The sequence below is a fragment of the Streptomyces sp. TRD_SC_5 genome, from assembly GCF_056836825.1.
Map to the genome: position 1 here is coordinate 1229255 of NZ_JBWZZS010000001.1, position 20763 is coordinate 1250017.

A 20763-nucleotide genomic window follows, 5' to 3' on the forward strand; every position below is an offset into this window, starting at 1 on the left:
CATGCACGGCAGCGTAGGCGGGGCCACTGACAATCGGCCCGGTAGGGTGCGGCGGGTGACCGAGTTTGTACGGAGTCTGCGGCTCTGGTTCGCGCCGCAGCGCATCCGGGAAGAGGGCGAGACCCCCGACTACCGCTTCTCGCTGGCCAATGAGCGCACGTTCCTCGCCTGGATCCGTACCGCGCTGGCCCTCATCGGCGGCGGTTTCGCGGTCGATCAGTTCCTGCCGGAACTGACCTGGGCCGTCCGCGCCGGCATGGCGCTCGGGCTGCTGGCCGCCGGTGTGCTGTGCGCGCTGCGGGCGGTCAACCACTGGGTGCGCTGCGAGCAGGCGATGCGGCGCGGCGACGATCTGCCGGTCACGCGGTTCCCGACGCTGCTGAGCCTCGTGGTCGCGGTCGTCGCCGTCGTCATGGTCGTGGTCGTCATCTTCGGCTGGCAGGGCGGCAATTGACCACCCCGGCCCCCGGCCCCGCCAGGGACCCCGGGCTCCAGCCGGAGCGGACCCGGCTGGCCTGGCGCAGGACCACGCTGGCCTGCACGGTGGTGGCCGTACTGGCGGCGAAGCAGGCGGTCCATGACGAGATCAGCGTGGCCGGGGCGATCGCCACGGCGCTCTGCGTGCTCGTCTGGCTGGGGTTCCTGCGGGTCGCGCACCACCGCATCCGAGCCGTCAGCAGCACGGCCAGGCCGGCGCCGATGTCGGTGCGCGCCGCGATGACGGCGACGGCCTGCACGATCGCCCTAGCCGGGTTCGCCGTGGCGATCGTTGTCTGACTCAGACGGCTCAGGCGACTCACACGACTCGGACCGTGGCCGCCTCGAACGGCGGCAGCGTGCGGCGCGGGTCCTCGCCGCTCACCCATAGTCCGGTGAGGTGTCGGGTACGGACCGACCGGGCTCGGGGCGACCTTCCTGGAACCAATCCGCGCGCGGGGCAGGTGGTCGGCGGAACACGGTGACGAATTCGCCGCGGCGCAGGGCTGGGAGACGGACGAAGCGGTCGCGCAGGACTAGCCTGAAGGTGCCGCAAAGCATCCGGAAACGCACCAGAGGTGAGCACAATGACCACCCTCCATCAGGAGCACCCCACCCACGAGCACGCGCACGGTCCGGCCTGCGGGCACATCGCGGTGCCGCACGGCGACCACACCGACTACGCCCACAACGGGCACCTGCATCGTGAGCACTCCGGACACTGGGACGAGTGCGAGTCGACGGATCACATCACGCACAGCGGTCACACCCACGAGCACGGCCAGGACTGCGGCCACAGCGCCGTCGCTCACGGCGATCACCTGGACTACGTCCACGACGGCCACCGCCACGCCGCCCACGACGACCACTGGGACGACCACTGATCCACCGTTGGTCCCGCCCCTGACCCGCCGTTTCCAGGGGGTCGCCTTCCCCCGGATGTGCGTCAACTGGCAGGCTCGTCCCGACCAGTTCGGCCATTGACCCGGGGGAATCCAGTGCCTGCCACGGATCCGTACACCGTTCAGCTCGCGCCCGAAGTGCACGCGTACATCCAGCCGGACGGCGGGTGGTGCCTGAACAACGCCGGGTTCGTCAGCGACGGCGCCTCGACCCTGCTCGTCGACACCGCGGCCACCGAGCGCCGCGCGCACGCACTGCGCGAAGCGCTTCTCGCGACCGGCGCGCCGCTCCCCCGTACCGTCGTCAACACCCACCACCACGGCGACCACACCTACGGCAACAGCGTCTTCACCCCCGAAGCCACGGTCGTCGGCCACGACACCTGCCGCGCCGAGGTGCTCGCCGTCGGGCTCCAGCTGCATCTGGTGTGGCCGCAGAACGACTTCGGTGACATCAACGTCACCGCGCCCACCCTCACCTACAGCGAGCGGCTCACCGTCCACGCGGGCGGGACCGAGGTGCGCCTGATCCACCCCGGCGTCGCGCACACCACCGGCGATTCGATCGTTCACCTGCCGGAGTACGGAATCGTCTTCACCGGCGATCTGATCTTCCAGGGCGGCACACCCTTCGTCCCCATGGGATCGCTGAGCGGATCGCTGCGCGCCCTCGACCTGCTCCGCTCGCTGGGCGCGGACACCGTCGTGCCCGGCCACGGCCCGGTGACCGACCCGTCGGCGTACGACGCGACCGAGCGCTATCTGCGGTACGTCGCCGAGCTCGCCGAGGCCGGGCACGCCAAGGGCCGGACGCCCCTGGAAACCGCTCAGCAGGCCGACCTCGGCCCCTTCGCCGGGCTGCGCGAGAGCGAGCGGCTCGTCGCCAATCTGCACCGCGCGTACGCCGAACTGGACGGCCTGCCGGAAGGCTCGCCGCTCGATCCGGTGACCGTCTTCGGTGACATGGCGGCCATGAACGGCGGTAAGCCGGTCGCCTGCCACGCGTGATCCACGTCTCGGGGTACGTCGGCACACTGGACGGCATACCGACTGGTCGGCATGATGAGTCGTGACGTCTTGTCCGTCCCGACCGTGTCCGCCCTCGGAGGTACCCCCATGAGCGCAGTCCACCCGCCAGGTCTCGACCCCGAGCAGCTGCGCGGTCATCTCGACCGCGAGCGGCCCGGGCTGGTGAACGGACCGCTCAGCGCCCGGCTCATCGAGGGCGGACGCTCGAATCTGACGTACGCCGTCACGGACGGCACGTCCCGGTGGGTGGTGCGGCGACCGCCGCTCGGCCATGTGCTCGCGACCGCGCACGACATGAAGCGCGAGTTCCGGGTGATCAGCGCGCTGCACCCGACGGATGTGCCGGTGCCCGCGCCGCTGCTGCTGTGCGAGGACGAGTCGGTGATCGGATCGCCGTTCTACGTCATGGAGTACGTGGAGGGCGTTCCGTACCGTACGGCCGACGAGCTCGCCGCGCTGGGCGCCGAGCGGACCCGCGCGGCCGTACTCGGCCTGGTCGACACCCTCGTCGCCCTGCACGCCGTGGATCCCGCCGAGGTCGGTCTGGGCGACTTCGGCCGCCCCGAGGGCTTCCTGGACCGGCAGCTGCGGCGCTGGGGCAAGCAGCTCGACGCCTCCCGCAACCGTGAGCTGGCGGGCATCGACGAGCTGCACGCCGCGCTCGGGCGCTCGCTGCCCGACTCCCCCGCGCCCACGGTCGTACACGGCGACTACCGTCTCGACAACGTCCTGATCGGCGGCGCCGACGACCGGATCAACGCCATCCTCGACTGGGAGATGTCGACGCTCGGCGACCCGCTCACCGACCTCGGGCTGCTCGTGATGTACAGCTCCGAGCTGGGGCTGCCCGACTCCCCCGTCTCCACGACGGCCGGCGCCCCGGGCCACCCCTCGGCGCGCGAGATCGTCGAGCGCTACGCCGCCGGGTCCGGCCGGGACACCTCGTCGATCGCCTGGTACACGGCGTTCGCGTGGTTCAAGCTCGCCGTGATCCTCGAGGGCATCCACTACCGCTACACGCTCGGGCAGACCGTCGGCGCCGGCTTCGACCGGATCGGCGACCTCGTGCCCGTCTTCATCGAGCACGGCCTGACCACCCTTCAGGAAGGCTGAGACACCACCATGGATTTCGCATACGACGCACGGACCGAAGAGCTCCGCGGCAAGCTTCTCGCCTTCATGGAGGACTTCGTGTACCCGGCCGAGACCGTCGCGCACGAGCAGCGCGAGCTGCTCGCGTCGCCGTGGGACACGCCGCAGGTCGTGGAGGACCTGAAGGCGGAGGCGCGCAGGCAGGGCCTGTGGAACCTCTTCCTGCCGGATGCGGAGTACGGCGCCGGGCTCACCAATCTGCAGTACGCGCCGCTCGCCGAAATCACCGGCCGCAGCCCGCACCTGGCGCCCACCGCGCTGAACTGCGCGGCGCCGGACACGGGAAACATGGAGCTGCTGGCGCAGTTCGCGTCCGACGAGCAGAAGAAGCAGTGGCTGGAGCCGCTGCTCTCGGGCGAGATCCGGTCGGCGTTCGCGATGACCGAGCCGGAGGTCGCCTCGTCGGACGCGACGAACATCGAGACCCGGATCGAGCGCGACGGTGACGAGTACGTCGTCACTGGGCGCAAGTGGTACATCTCCGGGGCGATGAACCCCGACTGCAAGATCTTCATCGTCATGGGCAAGAGCGACCCGGACGGTGCGGACGTCCGCCGTCAGCAGTCGATGATCCTGGTGCCGCGTGACACGCCGGGCGTCGAGATCCGGCGCGCCATGCAGGTGTACGGGTACGAGGACCACTCCCACGGCGGCCACGCCGAGGTCGTCTTCGACGGGGCGCGGGTGCCCGCGTCCGCGCTGGTCGGCGAGGAGGGCGGCGGCTTCGCCATCGCCCAGGCCCGCCTCGGCCCCGGGCGTATCCACCACTGCATGCGGCTGATCGGCATGGCCGAGCGGGCGATCGAGCTGATGTGCCGCCGGGCGGTGTCGCGCGAGGCCTTCGGCAAGCCGCTGGCCCAGCAGGGCGTCGTACACAACTGGATCGCGGACGCGCGGGTGGCTGTCGAGCAGCTGCGGCTGCTGGTGCTCAAGACGGCGTGGCTGATGGACACGGTGGGCAATCGCGGGGCGCACACGGAGATCCAGGCGATCAAGATCGCTACGCCGCGGGCGGTCGTCGACATCATCGACAAGGCGGTGCAGTTGCACGGGGCGGGTGGGGTCAGCCAGGACTTCCCGCTGGCGGAGCTCTGGGCGGCAGCCCGGACGCTGAAGCTGGCGGACGGGCCGGACGAGGTGCACCAGCGGTCGCTGGCCCGGCGCGAGCTCAAGCGGTACGTGTAGCGCGGGCTTGGGGTGGGCGGGGGTTGCGGCCCGCCCGCACCCCCTACGGGCGCAGCGCCCGCAGCAGCAGATCCGCCAAGTGGTCCGCCACCTGCTGCGGCGTGAGCGGGCCGTCCGGCCGGTACCACGTCGACAAGTGGTGCACCGACCCGAAGTGGTAGTCCACCACCAGATCCGCCGGGGTCGCCGTCGAGAAGACCCCCTCCTTCTGCCCCTCCTCCACCAGCGCCCGGAACCGCTCGTGGTACCGCCGCCGCTCCGCCCGCACCTGCTTGTCCTTCTCCGGGCTCAGGTGGTGCATGGACCGAAAGAAGATCGACGCGTCGTCGAGGTTGTCGATGGTCGTCACCACCACGTCCGCCGCCGCGTCCCGCAGCCGCCGCTCCACCGGCGCGTCCGCGTCCGCGAACGCGTCGAGCCGTTCCTGCTGCAGCCGCAGGACACGGGCGTACACCTCGTGCAGCAGGTCGTCCTTGGAGCCGAAGTAGTGGTAGAGCGCGCCCTTGGTGACGCCGGCCGCCTCGACGATCTCCTGCACCGACGTGCGGTCGTAACCGCGCTCCGCGAACAGGCGGGTGGCGGCGGCCAGCAGCCTCTGTGGGACGGGGATGCCGCTTCCGTCCGTCGTCCTGGCCATGGGCCGCCACCTGCCTTTCGTCGAAACAACCGGTTGAGTGTTCAGGAACGGGAACGCAGTTCCCGCCTGAGGATCTTCCCACTCGTCGTCTTGGGAAGTTCGGGCAGGATCTCCACCTCGCGCGGGTATTTGTACGCGGCAAGCCGCTCCTCGCAGTACGCGGAGATCTCCGAAGGCGCGACTTCCGCTCCGGGGCGCAGGCTGACGTACGCCTTGACGCTCTCCCCCCGGTACGCGTCGGGGATGCCGACGACGGCCGCCTCGCGCACCGACGGGTGGGTGTAGAGGACGTCCTCGACCTCGCGCGGCCAGACCTTGAAGCCGGACGCGTTGATCATGTCCTTCTTGCGGTCGACGACATAGAGCCAGCCGCCCTCGTCCATGAAACCGATGTCGCCGGTACGCAGTTCCCCGCCGGGGAACGCCTCCGCAGTCGCCTCGGGACGGCGCCAGTAACCGGGGACCACCTGCGGGCCGCTGACCGTGATCTCGCCCTGCGCGCCGAAGGGCACGTCGGCGCCCTGCTCGTCGACGATGCGTACGACCGTGTCCGGGCCCGGTACGCCGACCGAGAGCGTCCCGGAGGCCGGGTCGACCGGGGCTTCCTTCTCGGGCGGCACGGACGCGCAGGGCGCGGTGCACTCGGTGAGTCCGTAGCCGTTGCGGATGTACGGGCCGAAGCCCGCCCGGAACTTCTCCACCAGGGCCGGTGGCACCGGCGCGCCGCCCGACGAGATGACCTGGAAGGACTCGAAGTGTTCCCGTGTGACGCCGGGGGTGGCCGCGAGCGCCATGAAGGCGGTGGAGGGGCCCACGGTGTACGCGGGGCGGTGCTCGGTGAACGCGTCCAGGACGACACCGGGGTGGAAGCGGTAGGCGAGGACGAGCGTGCCGGCGTTGGCGACGCACGCGGCCAGCTCGCAGACCATGCCGGTGATGTGGAAGAGGGGCGCGAGGGCGAAGTACGTCGAGCCCTCGGCTATGGGGTGTCCGGTGCGCTGGCGCTCGGCGTTGTACATGATCCCGCCATGGGTGTTCATGGCTCCCTTGGGCGTGCCGCTCGTACCCGAGGTGTAGCTGATCAGCGCGATGTCGGTGGCGGTGAGGTCGCGGTCCGCCGGGGCCGGAAGGCCCTGGCGGGCGACGGTCACCAGGTCGTCGGCGTCGTCCTTGGCCTTCGGCGCCCGCTCGAAGTTCAGGACCCGGGTGTCGTTCCTGGTCTGGAGATCGAGTTCACAGGCGGTGAGGGCGATGCGTACGGGCGAGTCCGCGGCGGTGTCGCGCAGATACGCCTCCCACGCGCGGTCCGAGCAGATCAGCGCGGTCGCCTCGGCGTCCCCGAGCGCGTGGCCGACCTCGGCCGACTTGTACATCGGGTTGAGCGGTACGACGACGGCGCCGGCCTTCCAGGCACCGAGCAGAGCGATGACGAAGTGCGGGCTGTTCTGGAGCATGACCGCGACCCGGTCGCCGGGCCGCAGGCCCTTGGCGGCCAGGTGACCCGCGACGGAGTCCGACAGCTCGTCGGTCTCCCGGTAGGTGAGGCGGCCGTCGAAGTAGGCGAGGGCGGGGTGCTCCGGCGCGCGGGTCACCGCGTTGCTGAACGCGTGCAGCAGGGTGGCCGGCGGGTCCACGGGGGCCCGCTGTGCGTCGGTGAGCTGGGCGAGCCAGGGCTTGGCCGCGTAGACCGACCCGGTCGCGGGCTCTTTCGTGCGCTCTGTCGTGGACTCTGTGGTGGGCTCTTTCGTCGACTCGCTCATCGGCCGGCCTCTTCCCACTTCTGCTGAAGGTGGTTCATGTTGCCCAGCCAGCGGTCGGGGTCCCCGGCGCGCGCCCGGTAGTACCCGGCGACCTCGGCGTGCGGCAGGATCAGGAAGCGGTCGGCCGCGATGCCGTCGAAGAGCGCCTCTGCCACGTCCTCCGGCTCGATGGCGGTGGGCGCCAGGACCAGTTCGCCGGCCGAGCCCGCGGCGGTCAGCATGTCGGTGCGTACACCCTGCGGGCAGATCGCGTGGACCTTGACCCCGCGGTGACGGTAGGTCAGCGAGAGCCACTCCGCGAAGGCCAGCGCGCCGTGCTTGCTGACGCTGTACGGGGCCGCGCCGACCATGGTCAGCAGGCCGGCCGCCGAGACGGTGGAGACGAACCGGCCACTGCCGCGCTCCAGCCAGTCGGGCAGCAGCGCCCTGGCCGCCCTGACGTGGGCCATCACGTTGACGTCCCAGGCCGCGGCCCAGACCGCCTCGTCGGCGAAGGCGTCGCCGGGCGACGCGAGGCCGGCGTTGGCGCAGTACACGTCGACCTTGCCGCCGAGCGCCTCACGAGCCTCTTCGACGATCGCGGAGGCGTCGCCCGCGACGGCCGTGGCGCCGGTCTCGTCGGCGATCGCCTTGATCTTCTGCGCGTCGAGGTCATTGACGACGACGCGCGCTCCCTCGGCCGCGAATCTGCGGGCGAGGGCGGCTCCGATGCCGCCTCCCGCACCGGTGACGACGACTCCCGCGTCCTGGAACTGGCTCATTTTTGAGGCCCGCCTCTCCTGCCGACAACCCCGGCAGACTAACCGGTCGGTATGGAGCAGTGGAAGGGGTGAAGCGCTATCGACCCGCCGTGCCGGACTCGTTCCCCGCGGCCGCCTCGCGCGCTAGCGTGCGTGGCCATGACAGACGGCGTCGATCACGGAGGTACTGGGATGAACCTGTCCAGACGCGGATTGCTGGCCGCCACCGGGGCGGCGGGAGCGGCGGGAGCACTCGGCGCCGCCGCGCCCTCGGCCGCCGCCGGCCGCCCCGGGCAGTTCCGGGTGCGGACCGGCTTCGACCGGCTGGCCGCCGACGGTTACGCACTCCTCGCCGGACAGAAGGTCGGTGTCGTCACCAATCCGACGGGCATCACCTCGGACGTACGCCACATCGTGGACGTCATGCACGCCGACGACCGGGTGAACCTCGTCGCCGTCTTCGGGCCCGAGCACGGCTTTCGCGGTACGGCGCAGGCGGGCGGCTCGCAGGGGCGCTACGACGATCCGGCGACGGGGCTGCCGGTGTACGACACGTACCTGAAGAGCGGGCAGCCGCTCGCGGACATCTTCACGGCGTCGGGCGTGGACACGGTCGTGTTCGACATCCAGGACGCGGGCGCGCGTTTCTACACGTACATCTGGACGCTGTACGACTGCATGGTGGCCGCCGTGCTCGCGGGCAAGCGGTTCGTGGTGCTCGACCGGCCGAACCCGGTGACGGGGCGGGCTGCCCTCGGGCCTGTGCTGGACAAGGCGTTCGCGACGTTCGTGGGGCGCGAGCCGATCGCGCAGGCGCACGGGATGACGGTGTGCGAGCTGGCGCGGCTCTTCAACGGCGAGTTCCTGTCGCGGCCGGTGGCGCTGGAGACGGTGAAGATGTCGGGCTGGCGGCGCGGCGACTTCTTCGACCGGACGGGCCTGCCGTGGGTGCCGCCGAGCCCCAACATGCCGACGCCCGACACGGCCCTGGTGTACTCCGGCACCTGCCTCTTCGAGGGGACGAACCTGTCGGAGGGGCGGGGAACGACCCGGCCGTTCGAACTCCTGGGCGCGGACGGCATCGACCGTGGGTGGGCCGAGACCGCGAACGCCGCCGGGCTGGCCGGGGTGCACTTCCGGGAGGCGTACTTCGCGCCGACGTTCTCGAAGTTCCAGGGGAAGACGATCGGCGGCGTACAGCTGCATGTGCACGACCGGGACGCCTACGACCCGGTGCGCACCGGCATCGCGCTGCTGATCACGGCGAAGAAGAGCTGGAGCGGCTTCGCGTGGCGGGCCGACAACTGGATCGACAAGCTGACGGGCAATACGCGGGTCCGCACGATGATCAACGCGGGGGCGGGAACGGACGAGGTGGTGGGCGCCTGGCGGTCCGACCTGGCGGCGTTCAGCTCCGTACGGCGGGAGTATCTGCTGTACCGGTGATCTGCTCTGACGGGGTGTATGGCCAGTCCTGCGGTCCGGCGGGATGCTGAGCCCGCGGGGGCAGGCCCGCACGGACCCAAGGGGTGCGCCATGGTGGATGTGGGCGTGGAACCGTACCGGGAGATCACCTTCGACGCGGACGGTGATGTGGACGCGCGCCGGCGCGAGCGGCTGGCGGATCTCGATGTCACCGACCTGGTGATGTTCGCGCACGGCTGGAACAGCGACCGCTCGGTCGCGACCCGGATGTACGACCGTTTCTACGCCCCCTTCCCCGGCCTGCTCGCCGGCTCCCCGGGGGTACGGCTCGGCTATGCGGGCATCGTGTGGCCGTCGATGCGGTTCGCGGACGAGCCGATCCCGGACTTCGGGCCGAGTGCCGTCGCCGCCGGCGTCCCGGCCGGGAGCGGCTGTCCGGGCGGCGCCGGCCTCGACCAGGGCACCCGGCGGGCGCTGGCCGAGGCCTTCCCCGGCCGCGAGCAGCTCGTGGAGCGGCTGGCAGAGCTGCTCGAGGAGCGGCCCGAGGAGCGGGCGGCGTTCGATGAATTCGGCCGGCTGGTACGGCAGCTGACCGTCGCGGAACCGGGCGGGATCGCGTCGACGCACGCGGTGGACTTGGAACCGGAAGAGGAGGAGGGGCTGCGGCAGGGCGAGCGGCTGGGCGAACCGATGATGCTGCACGAGGACACGCTCACCGTGTGCCGGGCCTTCACGGCGGCGCTGACGGAGACCGGCGCGGAGCCGGCTGCGCAGAGCCTGGCGCTCGGCGGTGGTCTGAAGAGGGCGTGGCAGGGCGCGAAGGAGTTGCTCCGCCAGGCGACGTACTACGAGATGAAGCGCCGGGCCGGGACGGTCGGCCGGCAGGGGCTCGGGCCGCTGCTCGGGCAGCTCGCCCGGTCGTCACCGTCGATGCGGGTGCATCTGGTCGGGCACAGCCAGGGGGCGCGGCTGGTCGCTTTCGCGCTGCGGGGGCTGCCCGACGGCGTACGGAACGTGAAGTCGGTGACCCTGCTCCAAGGTGCCTTCTCGCACTACGCGTTCGCGACGCGCCTGCCGCACGCGGTGCGCGACAGCGGCGCGCTGCGGGAGATGGAGCGGCGGGTGGACGGGCCCGTGGTGGCGTGTTACTCGCGTCACGACACGGCGCTCGGTGTGATCTACCCGCTGGCGTCGCGGCTGGCCGGGGACTCGTCCGGGCTGGCGGGGCTGGGCAGTCGGTGGGGCGCGGTCGGCTTCGACGGGATTCAGGCGGTACGGGGCACGCCGGTGCTGACACTGGCGCAGGCACTGCGCGACGGCGTCCCCGCGTCGGGGTGCGTGAACATCGACGCGGCGGCGGTTGTGCGGCGCGGGGGTGTGCCTTCGGGGGCGCACAGCGACATCCTGCACGCGGAGCTGGCGGGGGTGGTGGTGGCCGCGGGCCGGATCAAGGGCTAGGGCGGACGCCTGCGGCGGGAGTCCATTCCCACCCGCCCCTGCTGGGGCCCTCGGGGACGCCGAACGAGGCGTCGTTGAAGAAATCGGTCAGTTTGTCGTCGGTGAGGCCTTGGTGGCCCGCGACCAGGGCGTCGTACTTCGCTGTCTGTTCGGAGCTGTGCGCGGGGCGGGTGCCGAGGACGCGGTGGGCGAGAATCTCGGCCAGAGTTGCGTTGCCGTTCTGACCGGGCGGCAGGATGTCGTCGCACTGGCTCTGGCAGTGATCGGTGGCCGGGGCGGGGCCCGGGGCGGGGCCTTGGGCGGTGTCGGCCGTGGCGTGCGGCAGGGGGGACAGCAGGCCTGCGGCGAGTGCGATCACCGCCGCTGCCAGGGCTGTTCTGTGCCGTGCGGGACCGGTACGTCGTCGTCGTCGCATGCGTGCTTCTTGGAGGGGAGGCCGGTGCGACGGACGTTACTGGCGGTACGCGCCCGCCGGAAAGTGAGCATGCGTCACCTTTTCGAAATCGCCACTGATGACGTCCATTCGATTTTCGATGGAGCCGAATGGGGCACCCGTACGTCCACTCTGTGACGCCGAAGTACCAGCGACGGAGGTGGCAAGTGCAATGGCCGGTTTCCGGAGTCTTGCGAGACAGGTGCGCGACCCGCGGTGCGACCTGGCGCTGCGGCGGTATTCGCTGCGCAAATGCCTGGAACGATTTGCCCCTTATGGGCACCGGGCGACCTGGCACCATCTGTGTTCGAGGCACATGATCGAACCGGAGGACAGGGCGCCCGATCCGGCGCGGCTGGTGGCCGCGCTCGACGAGTTGGAAGAAGCGCGGGCCGTCTGGCTCGCGTACGAAGTGGAGTTCGCCCACCGCCGCAAGCGCGAGAAGCACGACGGGCTGCGGCGGCCCGGTTCCTTCGACGACTGGCACCGCCGCACCTGGGGCGGGTGCGGAGTGGCCTGGTGCGACGATCCCTCGGTCCATCCGGTGGCGCCGCTCGGCGACGTACTGCGCCGTCTGATCTCCGCCCTGGAGTCGCAACCCGGTGCGAACTGCCCGGTGTGCGCGGGGCGCGGGATCGTGTGGAAGCTGGGACTGGCGCATGATCCGTGGTTCGGGCCGGTCTGTACGGGCTGCGGCATTCTGGTGCCGCAGCCGGTTCTGACGGCCGAGGCGCTGGCGGAGTCCAAGAGGGTACGGCGCAGGGAACTGGCGTCGGTGGCGTGAGCGCGCGGGGGCGCGGCGCTCCTTTGGCCGCCGTGCCTCCGCGTGGCCGGTACCGCTGTCGCTGTCCAACTCGTCGGCGGCCGCGTTGTCAGTGGTGGCTGTCACCATGGACCGCATGAGTCGGTTTCGGGTTCAGGTCTGTCTGAACGGCACGCGCGGTGCGGGTGACGGTGCGGCCGTGCCGGTGTCGCCGGACGCGATAGCCGAGGCCGCTGCCGCCGCTGTCGCGGCCGGGGCCTGTGACGTGCATGTGCACCCCAAGTCCCCTTGCGGTGAGGACACGTTGTCGCCGCGCGCGGTGGCGGCGACGCTCACGGCGATACGGGCCGCGCTCCCCGCGTCGGTCCCGGTCGGAGTGACCACGGGCGCCTGGGCGGAGCCCGACCCCCGGCGGCGGGTGGAGTACGTGCGCTCCTGGACCGTGCTGCCGGATCACGCGTCCGTGAACTGGCACGAGCCGGGCGCCGAGGAGGTCGCGGCCGCCCTCATGGAGCGGGGCGTCGGCGTGGAGGCGGGCCTCTGGTCGGGCACCGACGGCATACGCCGCTTCCTCGGCTCGCCGCTCGCGCCCCGCGTGCTGCGCGTGCTCGCCGAGGTGACGGACATCGACCCCGCCACGGCGGAGGGGTCGGCGCGCATACTCCTGGCCGAGCTGGGCGACGCGCACGGCAGGCCCGTACTCCTGCACGGCGAGGAGGGCGGCGCCTGGCCGGTCCTGCGGCTGGCCGGCGCGCTCGGCCTGGCGACCAGGGCGGGCCTGGAGGACACCCTGCTGCTTCCGGACGGCCGGCCTGCGGCCTCGAACGCCGAGCTGGTGCGCGCGGCCCTGCGGTAGCTCAGACGCTCCGCTTCTGCTTGCCTTCCCGCGCGCCCCGGCGTTCCGGGAGCAGCCGGGAGCCTGCCATGCGCTCGCCGAAGGCGTCTTCCGGGTTGGACAGTACGCACGTCTCCAGTGACAGGCAGCCGCAGCCGATGCAGTCGGTGAGGTGGTCGCGGAGCCGGCCGAGCTGGGTGATGCGCTCGTCCAGTTCGGAACGCCACGCCTCGGAAAGCCGGGCCCAGTCCTCGCGGTTGGGCGTGCGCTCCTCGGGAAGTTCGGCCAGGGCGTTCCTGATCGTCGCGAGCGGGATGCCGACGCGTTGGGCCGCGCGCACGAAGGCGACGCGGCGCAGCGCGTCACGGCCGTAGCGTCGCTGGTTGCCCGCGGTCCTGCGGCTGCTGATCAGGCCCTTGGACTCGTAGAAGTGAAGGGCGGACACGGCGGCGCCGCTGCGCGCGGACAGCTGGCCGACCGTGAGCTCGTGGATCTTCTCTGGTATCTGCGGCACTCCTCGAACCCTACTTGCCCGTCGTTGACAGAACACAAGAGCCGAACCATGCTGAGCAAGCGCTTAGACAAGCTGGATGAGAGGCAGGGGCCGGGACATGGCAGAGCCGAGGATCTTCACTTCCCCCGAGGAGCTGCGCGCCGGGGTCGGCGAGCAGTTGGGGCACAGCGAGTGGCTTGAGGTCGACCAGAAGCGGATCGACCTGTTCGCCGAAGCGACCGGCGATCACCAGTGGATCCATGTGGACCCGGAGAAGGCGGCGGCGGGCCCCTTCAAGACGACGATCGCGCACGGCTATCTGACGCTGTCGCTGCTGCCGGCGCTCGTCCCGCAGATCATGCGGGTCGAGGGCATGAAGATGGGCATCAACTACGGCAGCAACAAGGTGCGCTTCCCCTCCACCGTGCCGGTGGGCTCGCGGGTGCGGGCGACGGCGGTGCTCAAGGAGGTCACGGAGGCGGGCGGCGGCGTACAGGTGACGGCCGTCGTCACGGTGGAGCGCGAGGGCGGCGACAAGCCGGCGTGCGTGGCGGAGTCGGTGTCCCGCTACTACTTCTGAGCCGCCGCTTCCGAGCGGCGGCTTCCGAGCCGCTACTTCTTGGCGGCGACCATCCGCAGGACGAGGTCGGCGTACAGCTCGCCGACCTCGTCGGGCGTCCTGCGTCCCTGCGCGTTGAACCAGCGCGCCACGTCGATGCACAGCGACAGCACGGCGAGCGTGGTGCCGGGGACGTCCGGGACGTCGAACTCCCCCGCCTTCACACCGTCGTTCAGGATGCGGCGTACAGCCGCGTCACTGAGCCGGCGCAGCTCGACGATCTCGGTGCGGTGCTCGTCGCTCAGCGCGTCGAGTTCGTACTGGACGACGCGCGCGGTGGTGTGCCGTTCCGCGTGCCAGCGGACGAAGGAGCGTACGGCGCCGTCGAGCCGCTCGGCTGCCGTGCCCGGGGCCTCGGCCGAGGCCCGGAGAATCTCCAGGGCCTTGTCGTGCCCGATGCGGCTGATCCGGTGGAGCAGCTCTTCCTTCGTCTTGTAGTGGATGTACAGCGCCGCGGGGCTCATCCCCGCGCGGCCCGCGATGTCGCGGGTAGTGGTCGCGTGGTAGCCGCGCTCGGCGAACGCCTCGACGGCGGCGACCAGCAGCTTCCTGGCCGCCTCGGGGCTGACCTCGCCCCATGGCTTGTCCGTGTTGTCGCGTGGCTCGGCCATCTCGTCCGCCGTACTCATGGCTCGCCCCTTCCGTCCGACAGGAACGAACACCATACCCCGAAGGTGAGCAAGCGCTTAGAGCTTGCTCACCTCGCTCAGAGCTTCTGGAAGGGGTCGTGTTCGGCGAGGAGCTTCTCCAGCCGGGCCTGATCGACGCGGCTCACGATCTGCCCCGCCTCCTGCCGGTCCCTGATCACCTTCGCGAGGGTGAAGGCGGAGGTCACCAGGTACAGGACGCCGATGCCGAGGAAGGCGCGCACCCAGGCGTCGGCGTCCATGTAGAGGATGCCGAGAGTCACCGCTCCCAGGGCCACCACGAAGGCGGCCACCGCCTGTCCGTAGTACGCCGTCGTGTTCTGCTGCTTTACGGGTGTGTCGCTCATGACCGACAGCATGCGCGGGCCCGGCACAGGGTCACATCCGCTCACCTACTCACATCAGTCATGGGGTACTCAGGCGCCGGTCCGGCCGTCAGAAAGCGGAAACGCCTGTCAGTGCTCGGCCTATGACGAGCTTCTGGATCTGACTGGTGCCTTCGTACAGCGTCATCACGCGGGCATCGCGCAGCAGCTTGCCGGCCGGGTATTCGTCGATGTAGCCGTAGCCGCCGAAGACCTGGAGGGCGTTGTTCGCGGCGCGTACAGCGGCTTCGGAAGCGAAGAGCTTCGCCTTGGAGGCCGCAGTGACGAACGGCTGACCGCGGTCGATCAGATCGGCGACGCGCCAGGTCAGCAGGCGGGCGGCGTCCACGTCCACCGCGATGTCGGTGATCAGTTCCTGTACGAGCTGGTGGTGCGCGATCGTCTTGCCGAACTGCTCGCGCTCGGTCGCGTACTTCACGGCCGAGTCCAGCGCCGCCTGGGCGATGCCCACGCATCCGGCCGCGACCGACATGCGCCCCTTGGCCAGAGCCGACATGGCGACCGAGAAGCCCTTGCCCTCGCTTCCCGTCATGGCGGAGGCGGGGACCCGTACGTCCTCCAGGAACAGCTCGGCGGTGGCCTGGCCTCGCAGGCCGAGCTTGCCGTGGATCTCGCGGCGGGTGAGGCCGGGCGTGTCGGTGGGCACCAGGAAAGCGGAGACGCCCTTGTGGCCGGGGGCGTCGGTGGAGCGGGCGAAGAGCAGCACGACGTCGGCCCAGGTGCCGTTGGTGATGAACATCTTGGAGCCGTTGATGACGTAATCGTCGCCGTCGCGCACGGCGCGGGTGGTGAGGTTGCCCGCGTCGGAGCCGGTGCCGGGCTCGGTGAGCCCGAAGCAGCCGACCAGCTCGCCCGAGGTGAGGCCGGGCAGCCACTGCCGCTTCTGCTCCTCGGTGCCCCAGTGCGCGATGGTCTTGGCGACCAGGCCGAGCGATACGGACACGATGCCGCGCACCGAGGAGTCGCCGCGGCCGAGTTCCTCGGTGACGAGGCAGTACGCGAGGTGGTCGCCGCCGGAGCCCCCGTACTCCTCGGGGATGGTCAGACCGAGGAACCCGAGAGCGCCGAGCTTCTTCACGATGGCGCGGTCGACGCTCTCGGCGCGGTCCCACTCGACGACGTGCGGAGTGATCTCGCGGTCGGTGAAGTCCTTGGCGAGCTGCCGCACGGCGTTCTGCTCTTCGCTGAGCTCCAGATTCATCCCGGCACCCCACTTTTAATTAGCACTGCTAGTTTCCTGTTGCACGGCCTACTATGTGCCGCATGGCCCGACCGCGCAAGCCCCTCCTCAGCCGTGACCGCATCGTGGGCGCGGCGGGTGCGCTCGTGGACGCGGACGGTCTCGACGCGGTCTCCACGCGCCGGCTCGCGGCCGAGCTCGGGGTCAGCGGGCCGTCCCTCTACAACCACTTCCACAACAAGGACGAGATCCTCGACGCGGTCGCCGACGGGGTGAGCGCCAAGGTCGACCTGTCGATGTTCGACCCGGCGGACGGCCGCGACTGGCGGACGGCGCTGCACGACTACGCGGTCTCCTACCGCGCGGCGCTCACCGAGCACCCCAACATCGTTCCGGTACTGGCCCGGGGGCCGGGGCGGCGGCCGGCCGGCCTGCGGGTCGCCGACGCCGTGTTCGGAGCGATGGTGAGGGCGGGGTGGCCGCCCGCGCAGGCGACGTACATCGGTGCGCTGATGCGGTACTTCATCACCGGTTCGGCGCTCGGTTCGTTCGCGAGCGGCTTCGTGGACGACGAGACGGCGTACGACCCGGCGGACTACCCGCACCTCGGCCAGGCGCACCTGCTCGCCCAGCGGCGGCAGCAGGTCGACGAGGGCGCCTTCGAGACGGGGCTGCGGGCGCTGATCGAGGGCTTGGCGCTGCAGTACGAGCAGTTGGGTACGGTCCGGCGGTCGCCGAAGGATCACTGACGCACCCTGGGCACCATGGCGCGTGACGGCTCCCCGGTGGACCGGCAGCGCGCTGAAACTGGACGTACCCCTGGAAGAGACGACCTCATGAACCGTTACGACGCGTTCCGCGCCCTGCATCACCGCCCCGGCACCCCGCTCGTCCTCCCCAACGCCTGGGACCACGCCTCCGCCGCCGCGCTCACCGAGGCCGGCTCGCGGGCCGCCATTGCCGCGCGCCGAGCCGGCGCGCCGGGGATGGATGTGTGCCCTCCGTCGGACCGGTCCGACGGAGGGCACGTGTCTTCAGCGTGCCTTCAGCAGCCGGGCACCCTGCCCGCGCCCGCCCGGCGGTCCACGAGGGCGGGGACCGCGAGCGGGTGGTCGATATTCGCGCGCAGGGCCGGGGTCCAGCCGGCGCCCTCGGTGAGCTGCTCCTCGGGCACACCCGCGTTGTGGACGGCGATCAGGTCGGTCCTGCGGCCGTTGACGTAGTTGTTCTCGGCGGTGACCGGGGCTTCCTTCCACTTCTTCAGGATCGCCGCCGGGTTGAACCCCGGGCCGACCGAGAAGGCGTTGTGCTCGGCGACCAGCTGGGACTCGGCACCGATGCCGTACGTGTACCCGTACGCGCTGCCCTCGGTCGCCACGAAGTGGTTGTTGTACGAGTCGACCTTTCCGAAACGCACTCGGGGCGCGCGCTCCTTCACGTCCTGGAAGACGTTGTGGTGCAGGGTGACGCGGAGCTTGCCGCGGTCGGTCGAGCCGGCACTGTCGCTGTTGCCGATGAGCATGGTCTTGTCGTGGTTCTTGAGGACGTTCCAGGAGACGGTGATCAGATCGGCGCCGCGCACGATGTCGAAGAGGCCGTCGTGCTGCTGGAACAACTCGCCGTAGTAGCGCGGCTGGTCGGCGTCGGGCCGGTCGCCGTCGCTGAAGGTGTTGTGGTCGACCCAGACGTGGCTGGAGCCGCTGACGACGAGGTTGTCGTACTCGGAGTTCCAGGCGCCGCTCGCGCCGTCGGTGGGATCCCACTGCGGGAAGCAGTCGTAGGTGTCCTCGAAGGCGATGTTGCGGACGATGACGTTGGAGACGTTCTTCACCTGGAGGCTCACGCCGATGACGGTGGCGTCCTTGCCGACGCCGATCAGGGTGGTGTTGGAGGGGACCTCGACCGTGACGGCGGCCCTCTGCCGGGCGGCGGAAGCGGCGCGGGCGTCCTCCAGCGGGCCGGCCGGCGGCTCCTTGCCCCAGGTGGCCGGGTCGTACGCGGCGAGGTACTTCTCCAGGGTGTAGCCGTCGCTCTCGTAGTCCTCGCAGTCGACCGGGGTGCCGTCGGCGTCCGCGTTGCCGTGAATGGTCCCGGCGATCCTGACGATCTTCGGCGCGTCGCCCGCGTCCTCGAAGGCGGCGACGAGTTCGGCGCGGTCGGTGACGGTGTAGACGTGGTCGGGGGTGGCCGTCGACCCGCCGGTGGTGGAGCCGCCGGCGGCGGCCCAGCCGTCGCCGGCGGGGAGTACGGCGCGCTCGATCGGCGGCCGGGGCGCCGCCTGGGCCGGGAGGGCCGGGGTGAGGGCCAGTGAGACGCAGCCCATCACCACGGCGATGGCGCGCACATGACATGCGTGTGTCGGCATGGGTGATCCTTGTCTGTCGTACGGCGGGGAAGTCCGGACGCTGCCTCAGGCCTGCGGCCAGGTAATCCAGTCGACGGGCACCGGCGTGTCCAGGCGGCGGACCTCGCGCGGGGCGACGACCTGCCCGTCGCGCAGCGCCCGGGCGGTCATCCGGGCCACCTCGATGGCACCGGGCGGCCGGAAATGAGTGTTGTCCTGCTTGCCGTCCGGGTAGTTCGGGGACTCCCCCGGCTCCAGCAGGTTGAAGTACGCCTCGGTCCCGTCCGGGCCGAGCTCCTGCCAACGGGCGAGGGAGAGTGCCTGAACGTCGAGCAGCGGTACGCCCTCCTCGGCGGCAAGGGCGCGCATGGCGGCGGGGTACTCCCCGTGGGTGGGCTTCGCGGTGCCGTCGGCGGCGAACCGGCGCCGCTCCACCGAAGTGATCAGTACGGGCCGCCCCCGGCGAGCACGGGCGCCCTTCACGTACTGCCGCAGGTACTCCTGGTACGTGGTGTACGGGTCGGTGCCGCGTGCCGGGTCCTCGGTCTTCTCGTCGTTGTGCCCGAACTGGACGAGTACGAGGTCGTCCGGGCGGACGCCCTCCAGGAGCGCGGTAAGGCGGCCCTCGTCGATGAAACTCTTCGAACTGCGGCCGTTCACCGCATGGTTGGCGACATCGAGGCTTCCGCCGAGGAAGAACGGCAGGGCCATGCCCCAGCCGGTCTCGGGCGCGGCGTCGGTGTATTTCTGGGCGGCCGTCGAGTCGCCCGCGATGTGGAGGGTCCGCGTGCGGGGCCGGCCACCGCTCCCGCCCCCGCCGCTGTGCGCGGCGGCGGGGGCGGGGGCGGCGCTGAGGGCAAGGGGCAGCGCGACGAGCGCGGCCGCCGTCTGTCTGCGGGTGAGGGACACGGGGATTGCCTCTCTCGTACGAACGGGAACGGTCTGGGCCGGATCAGCTGTTGTCCCGTTCCTTCCACTCCTTCTGAGCCGCGTTCAGCTCGTCGGCGATCTTGTCCAGGAATGCCTTGGCCGTGACCTTGCCGAGCAGCAGCTTCTGGAACTCCGGCTCGTTGTCGGCCTTGCTGATGTTGTTCCAGTCAGGCAGGTAGTACGGCAGCTGCACGATCTCGGTGGAGCCGTCGGTGAGGGCCTTCGCGCCGAGCGCGGTCGGCTCGGACTCGGTGATCCAGGGGTCCTTGGCAGCCTCGGTGTTGGCGGGGATGGCACCTGCCGACTCGTTCCACTTGCTGTTGGACGCGTGGGAGGCGGCGAACTCGATGAACTTCCAGGCCGCCGCCTTGTTCTTGCTCGACTTGAACAAGCCCAGACCGTCGACCGGGTTGGAGACCTGGACGCGTGTGCCACCGTCCCCGATCGGGTTGGGGATACCGGCGAACTTGTCCTTGCCCAGCGCCTTCAGGTGGTCCTGGTAGGAGCCGAGGTTGTGGCTGAGCATGCCGATGGTGCCGGTGTCCCACTGCGCGACCATCTTGGTGAAGTCGTTGTTGACGTCGGCTGCCGGCGTCGTCCTCTTGAAGAGACCGGCGTACTTCTCCAGCGCGGCGACGTTCTTGGGGTCGTTTAGCGTCGTCCGGTCGCCGTCCCAGAACTCCGTGATGCCGGACTGGCCGTACGACGCGTCAATGGCCTGCGCGATGGAGCCGGCACCGCCGCGGATGGTGTAGCCGAACTTGTTGTTCTTCGCGTCGGTGAGCTTCTCGGCGGCCTCGTAGAACTTCGCCCAGGTGGTGGGCGCGCCCAGGTTCGCGGCCTTGAACAGGTCGGTGCGATACCAGAGCGCACCGTTGTTCGCGGAGGTCGGCACGGTGTACATGTCCTCGCCCCGGCCGCCCGCGTCCTTGACGCTGTCGACCATGGTCTCGACGAGCTTGCCGTTCAGCGACGAATCCTTGATCCGGTCGGTGACCGGTTCCAGCGCTTCCTGCGAGACGATGTTGGCGAGGTACGCGGTGCCGACGCCGCCGACGTCGGGCAGGCCGCCGCCCGCTATCGCCGTGTCGTACTTGGACTGGACGTCGGCGATCGGGATGGGGACGTACTTGACCTTGATCTCCGGGTTCTGCTTCTCGAAATCCTTGATGATTTCGGTCCAGACGGCGGTGCGCGGACCTCCGTTGTTGTCCCAGAAGGTGATCTCGCCCTTGCCGCTGCCCTCGTTGCCCGAGCTGGTCCCGTCGTCGCCGCAGGCCGTGGCCGTCAGGGCGAGCACCGCCGTGAGGGACACCGCTGCCGCGGCACGCCCCCGGCGCGTCTTCGAGATGTTCATGGTCGGCTCTT

Annotated in this window: 22 protein-coding genes and 1 pseudogene; 12 read left to right on the forward strand and 11 right to left on the reverse strand. The window is 70.6% G+C overall.

What is annotated here, in order from left to right:
- Positions 1 to 55 precede the first annotated feature (55 nt).
- The 6 genes from AC1P0E_RS05765 to AC1P0E_RS05790 all read left to right on the forward strand — a co-directional run bounded on the left by AC1P0E_RS05765 (position 56) and on the right by AC1P0E_RS05790 (position 4745).
- Positions 56 to 454: a YidH family protein gene (locus AC1P0E_RS05765; protein ID WP_482741058.1), complete on the forward strand. Its 399-nt coding sequence runs from the start codon at positions 56 to 58 to the stop codon at positions 452 to 454.
- Positions 451 to 777: a DUF202 domain-containing protein gene (locus AC1P0E_RS05770; RefSeq protein WP_482741059.1), complete on the forward strand. Its 327-nt coding sequence runs from the start codon at positions 451 to 453 to the stop codon at positions 775 to 777. The genes AC1P0E_RS05765 and AC1P0E_RS05770 overlap by 4 nt, the downstream gene beginning before the upstream one ends.
- Positions 778 to 1064: 287 nt before the next feature.
- Positions 1065 to 1361, forward strand: coding sequence for a hypothetical protein (locus tag AC1P0E_RS05775; protein WP_482741060.1), 297 nt, complete (start codon positions 1065 to 1067; stop codon positions 1359 to 1361).
- A gap of 114 nt (positions 1362 to 1475) precedes the next feature.
- Positions 1476 to 2387: an MBL fold metallo-hydrolase gene (locus AC1P0E_RS05780; protein WP_482741061.1), complete on the forward strand. Its 912-nt coding sequence runs from the start codon at positions 1476 to 1478 to the stop codon at positions 2385 to 2387.
- Between the two features lie 108 nt (positions 2388 to 2495).
- Positions 2496 to 3521, forward strand: a complete 1026-nt coding sequence (locus AC1P0E_RS05785; protein ID WP_482741062.1) for a phosphotransferase family protein — start codon at positions 2496 to 2498, stop codon at positions 3519 to 3521.
- 9 nt (positions 3522 to 3530) lie between these two features.
- On the forward strand, positions 3531 to 4745 hold the full coding sequence (locus AC1P0E_RS05790) for an acyl-CoA dehydrogenase family protein (protein ID WP_482741063.1): 1215 nt from the start codon (positions 3531 to 3533) through the stop codon (positions 4743 to 4745).
- 43 nt (positions 4746 to 4788) lie between these two features.
- On the opposite strand, the gene AC1P0E_RS05795 is transcribed toward AC1P0E_RS05790, so the two are convergent.
- From AC1P0E_RS05795 to AC1P0E_RS05805, 3 genes are read right to left on the reverse strand one after another with little or no spacing between them, the layout of a single operon-like run.
- A complete protein-coding gene (locus AC1P0E_RS05795) occupies positions 4789 to 5382 on the reverse strand; it encodes a TetR/AcrR family transcriptional regulator (RefSeq protein ID WP_482741064.1) in 594 nt (197 codons plus the stop codon).
- Between the two features lie 41 nt (positions 5383 to 5423).
- On the reverse strand, positions 5424 to 7142 hold the full coding sequence (locus AC1P0E_RS05800) for a class I adenylate-forming enzyme family protein (RefSeq protein ID WP_482741065.1): 1719 nt from the start codon (positions 7140 to 7142) through the stop codon (positions 5424 to 5426).
- Positions 7139 to 7903 carry an SDR family oxidoreductase gene (locus AC1P0E_RS05805; protein ID WP_482741066.1) on the reverse strand — a complete coding sequence of 255 codons (765 nt, stop codon included), beginning with the start codon at positions 7901 to 7903 and terminating at the stop codon, positions 7139 to 7141. The genes AC1P0E_RS05800 and AC1P0E_RS05805 overlap by 4 nt, the downstream gene beginning before the upstream one ends.
- A 171-nt stretch (positions 7904 to 8074) precedes the next feature.
- Here AC1P0E_RS05805 and AC1P0E_RS05810 point away from each other — a divergent pair, with 171 nt between their 5' ends.
- Both AC1P0E_RS05810 and AC1P0E_RS05815 read left to right on the forward strand, forming a co-directional pair.
- Positions 8075 to 9328, forward strand: coding sequence for an exo-beta-N-acetylmuramidase NamZ family protein (locus AC1P0E_RS05810; RefSeq protein WP_482741067.1), 1254 nt, complete (start codon positions 8075 to 8077; stop codon positions 9326 to 9328).
- Between the two features lie 90 nt (positions 9329 to 9418).
- Positions 9419 to 10765: a serine-threonine protein kinase gene (locus tag AC1P0E_RS05815; protein WP_482741068.1), complete on the forward strand. Its 1347-nt coding sequence runs from the start codon at positions 9419 to 9421 to the stop codon at positions 10763 to 10765.
- Positions 10766 to 10817: 52 nt separating this feature from the next.
- Here AC1P0E_RS05815 and AC1P0E_RS05820 read toward each other — a convergent pair.
- A pseudogene (locus AC1P0E_RS05820) lies at positions 10818 to 11180 on the reverse strand (penicillin acylase family protein); the annotation flags it as partial.
- Between the two features lie 190 nt (positions 11181 to 11370).
- On the opposite strand from AC1P0E_RS05820, the gene AC1P0E_RS05825 reads away from it, so the two are divergent.
- Both AC1P0E_RS05825 and AC1P0E_RS05830 read left to right on the forward strand, forming a co-directional pair.
- Positions 11371 to 11982 carry a hypothetical protein gene (locus AC1P0E_RS05825; protein ID WP_482741069.1) on the forward strand — a complete coding sequence of 204 codons (612 nt, stop codon included), beginning with the start codon at positions 11371 to 11373 and terminating at the stop codon, positions 11980 to 11982.
- Positions 11983 to 12097: 115 nt separating this feature from the next.
- Positions 12098 to 12817 (forward strand): 3-keto-5-aminohexanoate cleavage protein, encoded by a 720-nt coding sequence (locus tag AC1P0E_RS05830; protein WP_482741070.1) that lies wholly within the window; start codon positions 12098 to 12100, stop codon positions 12815 to 12817.
- A 1-nt stretch (position 12818) separates the two neighbouring features.
- Here the strand turns inward: AC1P0E_RS05830 and soxR are convergent, their stop codons facing one another.
- Complete coding sequence (gene soxR, locus AC1P0E_RS05835; RefSeq protein ID WP_482741071.1) at positions 12819 to 13310, reverse strand: redox-sensitive transcriptional activator SoxR; 492 nt, start codon at positions 13308 to 13310, stop codon at positions 12819 to 12821.
- A 97-nt stretch (positions 13311 to 13407) separates the two neighbouring features.
- Between soxR and AC1P0E_RS05840 the strand changes: the two genes are divergently transcribed.
- A complete protein-coding gene (locus AC1P0E_RS05840; RefSeq protein ID WP_482741072.1) occupies positions 13408 to 13869 on the forward strand; it encodes a MaoC family dehydratase in 462 nt (153 codons plus the stop codon).
- Between the two features lie 32 nt (positions 13870 to 13901).
- On the opposite strand, the gene AC1P0E_RS05845 is transcribed toward AC1P0E_RS05840, so the two are convergent.
- The 3 genes from AC1P0E_RS05845 to AC1P0E_RS05855 form a co-directional block, all read right to left on the reverse strand.
- Entirely contained in the window at positions 13902 to 14537 is a 636-nt protein-coding gene (locus tag AC1P0E_RS05845; protein WP_482741073.1) for a TetR/AcrR family transcriptional regulator, read from the reverse strand.
- 77 nt (positions 14538 to 14614) lie between these two features.
- Positions 14615 to 14902, reverse strand: coding sequence for a YiaA/YiaB family inner membrane protein (locus AC1P0E_RS05850; RefSeq protein ID WP_028815684.1), 288 nt, complete (start codon positions 14900 to 14902; stop codon positions 14615 to 14617).
- An 88-nt stretch (positions 14903 to 14990) separates the two neighbouring features.
- Positions 14991 to 16142 carry an acyl-CoA dehydrogenase family protein gene (locus AC1P0E_RS05855; protein WP_482741074.1) on the reverse strand — a complete coding sequence of 384 codons (1152 nt, stop codon included), beginning with the start codon at positions 16140 to 16142 and terminating at the stop codon, positions 14991 to 14993.
- Between the two features lie 62 nt (positions 16143 to 16204).
- Between AC1P0E_RS05855 and AC1P0E_RS05860 the strand changes: the two genes are divergently transcribed.
- Positions 16205 to 16870 carry a TetR/AcrR family transcriptional regulator gene (locus AC1P0E_RS05860; RefSeq protein ID WP_482741075.1) on the forward strand — a complete coding sequence of 222 codons (666 nt, stop codon included), beginning with the start codon at positions 16205 to 16207 and terminating at the stop codon, positions 16868 to 16870.
- Between the two features lie 296 nt (positions 16871 to 17166).
- Here AC1P0E_RS05860 and AC1P0E_RS05865 read toward each other — a convergent pair whose 3' ends face one another.
- Genes AC1P0E_RS05865 through AC1P0E_RS05875 form a run of 3 tightly spaced genes read right to left on the reverse strand, consistent with a single transcriptional unit; the run spans position 17167 to position 20752 of the window.
- Positions 17167 to 18486, reverse strand: coding sequence for a pectate lyase family protein (locus tag AC1P0E_RS05865; protein WP_482741076.1), 1320 nt, complete (start codon positions 18484 to 18486; stop codon positions 17167 to 17169).
- 45 nt (positions 18487 to 18531) lie between these two features.
- Positions 18532 to 19374 (reverse strand): rhamnogalacturonan acetylesterase, encoded by an 843-nt coding sequence (locus AC1P0E_RS05870; protein ID WP_482741077.1) that lies wholly within the window; start codon positions 19372 to 19374, stop codon positions 18532 to 18534.
- A gap of 43 nt (positions 19375 to 19417) precedes the next feature.
- Positions 19418 to 20752, reverse strand: coding sequence for an ABC transporter substrate-binding protein (locus AC1P0E_RS05875; protein WP_482741078.1), 1335 nt, complete (start codon positions 20750 to 20752; stop codon positions 19418 to 19420).
- Positions 20753 to 20763 lie beyond the last annotated feature (11 nt).

Coding starts and splice junctions, on each gene's coding strand:
- AC1P0E_RS05805 (WP_482741066.1), bottom strand. CDS start 7,903: ATGAGCCAGTTCCAGGACGCGGGAGTCGTCGTCACCGGTGCGGGAGGC.
- AC1P0E_RS05845 (WP_482741073.1), bottom strand. CDS start 14,537: ATGAGTACGGCGGACGAGATGGCCGAGCCACGCGACAACACGGACAAG.
- AC1P0E_RS05855 (WP_482741074.1), bottom strand. CDS start 16,142: ATGAATCTGGAGCTCAGCGAAGAGCAGAACGCCGTGCGGCAGCTCGCC.
- AC1P0E_RS05790 (WP_482741063.1), top strand. CDS start 3,531: ATGGATTTCGCATACGACGCACGGACCGAAGAGCTCCGCGGCAAGCTT.
- AC1P0E_RS05875 (WP_482741078.1), bottom strand. CDS start 20,752: ATGAACATCTCGAAGACGCGCCGGGGGCGTGCCGCGGCAGCGGTGTCC.
- AC1P0E_RS05810 (WP_482741067.1), top strand. CDS start 8,075: ATGAACCTGTCCAGACGCGGATTGCTGGCCGCCACCGGGGCGGCGGGA.
- AC1P0E_RS05825 (WP_482741069.1), top strand. CDS start 11,371: ATGGCCGGTTTCCGGAGTCTTGCGAGACAGGTGCGCGACCCGCGGTGC.
- AC1P0E_RS05860 (WP_482741075.1), top strand. CDS start 16,205: ATGGCCCGACCGCGCAAGCCCCTCCTCAGCCGTGACCGCATCGTGGGC.
- AC1P0E_RS05815 (WP_482741068.1), top strand. CDS start 9,419: ATGGTGGATGTGGGCGTGGAACCGTACCGGGAGATCACCTTCGACGCG.
- AC1P0E_RS05800 (WP_482741065.1), bottom strand. CDS start 7,142: ATGAGCGAGTCGACGAAAGAGCCCACCACAGAGTCCACGACAGAGCGC.
- AC1P0E_RS05865 (WP_482741076.1), bottom strand. CDS start 18,486: ATGCCGACACACGCATGTCATGTGCGCGCCATCGCCGTGGTGATGGGC.
- AC1P0E_RS05840 (WP_482741072.1), top strand. CDS start 13,408: ATGGCAGAGCCGAGGATCTTCACTTCCCCCGAGGAGCTGCGCGCCGGG.
- AC1P0E_RS05795 (WP_482741064.1), bottom strand. CDS start 5,382: ATGGCCAGGACGACGGACGGAAGCGGCATCCCCGTCCCACAGAGGCTG.
- AC1P0E_RS05830 (WP_482741070.1), top strand. CDS start 12,098: ATGAGTCGGTTTCGGGTTCAGGTCTGTCTGAACGGCACGCGCGGTGCG.
- AC1P0E_RS05775 (WP_482741060.1), top strand. CDS start 1,065: ATGACCACCCTCCATCAGGAGCACCCCACCCACGAGCACGCGCACGGT.
- AC1P0E_RS05785 (WP_482741062.1), top strand. CDS start 2,496: ATGAGCGCAGTCCACCCGCCAGGTCTCGACCCCGAGCAGCTGCGCGGT.
- AC1P0E_RS05850 (WP_028815684.1), bottom strand. CDS start 14,902: ATGAGCGACACACCCGTAAAGCAGCAGAACACGACGGCGTACTACGGA.